Origin of the sequence: Rhizobium sophoriradicis, from assembly GCF_003939025.1 — a bacterium.
GTDB lineage: Bacteria > Pseudomonadota > Alphaproteobacteria > Rhizobiales > Rhizobiaceae > Rhizobium > Rhizobium sophoriradicis.
Genome location: NZ_RQIH01000049.1, coordinates 1 through 2,629 on the forward strand (window position 1 = coordinate 1; position 2,629 = coordinate 2,629).

The following is a 2,629-nucleotide window of genomic DNA, read 5'->3' on the forward strand; positions in this document are numbered from 1 at the left end:
GTTCTTCGATGCCATTCTCGGTCAGACCCTTCGTGCCGTCTTCACTGCCATCGCCGACGTAAACCAGTTCGCCTTCGGAGATGTTGTCCGAGTTTGCGGTCACTTCTTCGATCAGTTCGAGGTTTTCGCCGATCATGCCGGCGACTTGGCTGAGTGTGTAGATGAACCTCGAGCGCGCCATCAGGCGGCCTCGCATCGAGCTTTTGCCGGCGTCCAGTTCCAAGGCAGGAGGTCTTCAATTCGGTCTTCGGGGTGATCCTGGATCCGGGTCAGGACATCCGTCAGATAGACCTCTGGATTATGGCCTTGCAGTTTGACCGTCTCGATGATGGTGAGGATGTTGGCGATGCGCTCGCCGCCCTTGTCCGAGCCGGCAAACAGCCAGTTCTTCCTTCCAATTCCAAGCGGACGCATGGCTCGTTCAGCGATGTTGTTGTCGATTTCGACACGGCCATCGTCGATGTAGACGCTTAAGGCTGCCCATCGCGACAGGGCATATCGCATCGCCTCGGCCAGCCTCTGCTTCTGAGGCAAAGTCGAGAGTGTCGCCTCGATCCAGGCCTTGAGTTCGTCCAGAACAGGCCGGGCATGGTGTTGGCGCAGGGTGCGCCGCTCGTCAGCCGACATGCCTCGGATACGGTTCTCGATATCGTAGAGAGCGCCGATGCGTGACAGCGCTTCCTCAGCGATCGGAGACGGCTTGAGCTTTATCACATCATGGAACTTGCGGCGCACATGCGCCATGCAGGCGGCTTCAATGATCTGGTTGCCATAGAGCTTCTTGTAACCCCCGTAGCCGTCGGCATGCATGACGCCGCTGAAGCTTGCCAGGTGATCAGCCGGATGTGCGCCCCTGCGGTCGGGGCTGTAGTAATAGGCAATGGCTGCGGGAGTGGCGGATTGATAGCCACTGCCGTCAAAGATGTAGACCCAGACCCTGCCGGTTTTTGTCTTGCCCCGCCCGGGGTCGAGAACATCGACCGGGGTATCGTCCGTATGTATTCGGTCGAGTGCGGCGATATGGGCCCTGATTAACAGGACAAGTGGTGTCAGCAATGCAGATACCCGGCCGACCCAGTCGGCCATTACGGATCGGGAGATGTCTATCCCCAACCGGTCGTACATCTCTGACAGGCGGTAAAGGGGAATGTGATCGTCGAATTTGGCGATCATGATGTGGGCGAGCAGCCCCGGCCCGGGTTTGCCGCGCTCGATCGGCAAGGTCGGCATCTCGCCAGCCACTGTCGTATCGCATTCCCTGCAGATCATGCGCTTCTCGACATGCCGGACAATCTTGACCGACGCCGGCACGTGCTCCAGCACCTGGACCACTCTGTCGGCCGCCTTCAGGAACGAAGTGCCACCGCAGGTCGGGCAATTGCAGGGAGCTGCATAGACCAGTTCTTCGGTGGTGAGATCATCGGGTAGAGGCTTGCGCTTCGGCTTCTCGGATGCGTCGTCCAACTCCGGCAGAGGCGGTTTCCCGGAGCGCTGTTCAGCCTCGGCCCGGGAGGCCTCGATCTCCTCCAACATCAGCTCGAATTGCTCGATCTTCCTGTCGATCTTTTCCGAAGACGCGCCATGTTGCCGATGTCGGAGAAGCTCCAGTTGCGCGCGAAGAAGCCCGATTATGGAGTCTCGCTTGATGACCTCGGCTTCCTGGCTCTCAAGTTTTGCCGCCTGTTCCGCGACGAGTGCGCGCAAAGTATTGAGCTCGTCCTGACTGTCCAGCGGCGCTGTTTCCATATCCGCGAAACTAGCCGATTTGCCTCTGACGCACCAGCGTTAAGCTTCCCATGCCCCTGCAAAATATAGCTTTTATCCCGTTCGGCCGGGAGCGGAAGTCCACGCCGGGCGTCGCCAATCGATCCCCTCAACGAGCATCGAAAGCTGCGCCTGCGTCAGGTGCGCTACACCCTCTTTCGCCGTCGGCCAGGGAAAGTATCCGCGCTCCAAAATCTTGTAGAACAGACAGAACCCCTGGCCATCCCACCAAAGCAGCTTGATCCGGTCCGCGCGTTTTCCGCGAAAGCCGAAGATTGCGCCCGAGCCCGGTGCCTCCCTCACGACCGTCTCGACCAGCGCGGACAGACCATCAATGCCACGCCGCATATCGGTCACTCCGCAGGCCAGATAGACCCTCACATTCCCCGATGGGCCGATCATACCGCCTCCACGCAAGCGACGAGCGGGCCAAGCAGCTTCAACTCAACGTCAACCGCAACCTTCAAGCTCCGACCGTTTCGAAGCAAGATCTCAACGATCGTCGGCCTTGTTGATGCGGTAGACGGCTGGCTTACGCCAACCTCCTCCGTGATTTCCACCGGGAGGAACACCGTCGGCCGATCGGCATAGTTGAATGATTGCCGCCACAAGCGGATCTGGCCCGGATGAATGTCGTGCCGGCGCGCCACATCGCCAATGCGAGCACCGGGCTCATCAGCTTCCGCAAGTATCCTCAGCTTCGCCTCGTCCGACCAACGCCGTCTGCGCTCGGTACCGGACATGATCTCTATGCGAGCCATGAAACCTCTTCGTTCTGGTATTAATGTCAGCACTAATGCTGGTTCTAATGCCAGAACATCGCCTGATTTGGCCGATCAGCAAAAACAGCTCACCGTACGCTCAC

3 protein-coding genes and 1 pseudogene are annotated in these 2,629 nt (G+C 59.1%); all 4 read right to left on the bottom strand.

What is annotated here, in order from left to right; translation table 11 throughout:
* Window positions 1-181 (bottom strand): annotated as a pseudogene (locus tag EFR00_RS32685) (hypothetical protein); the annotation flags it as partial.
* Window positions 181-1,746 (bottom strand): IS66-like element ISRel19 family transposase, encoded by a 1,566-nt coding sequence (locus EFR00_RS32690; protein ID WP_009996985.1) that lies wholly within the window; start codon window positions 1,744-1,746, stop codon window positions 181-183. The gene EFR00_RS32690 and the pseudogene EFR00_RS32685, both read right to left, overlap by 1 nt.
* 72 nt (window positions 1,747-1,818) lie before the next feature.
* Window positions 1,819-2,166 (bottom strand): IS66 family insertion sequence element accessory protein TnpB, encoded by a 348-nt coding sequence (tnpB, locus tag EFR00_RS32695; protein ID WP_009996986.1) that lies wholly within the window; start codon window positions 2,164-2,166, stop codon window positions 1,819-1,821.
* Entirely contained in the window at window positions 2,163-2,525 is a 363-nt protein-coding gene (gene tnpA / locus EFR00_RS32700; RefSeq protein WP_009996987.1) for an IS66-like element accessory protein TnpA, read from the bottom strand. The genes tnpB and tnpA overlap by 4 nt, the downstream gene beginning before the upstream one ends.
* Between the last annotated feature and the right edge of the window lie 104 nt (window positions 2,526-2,629).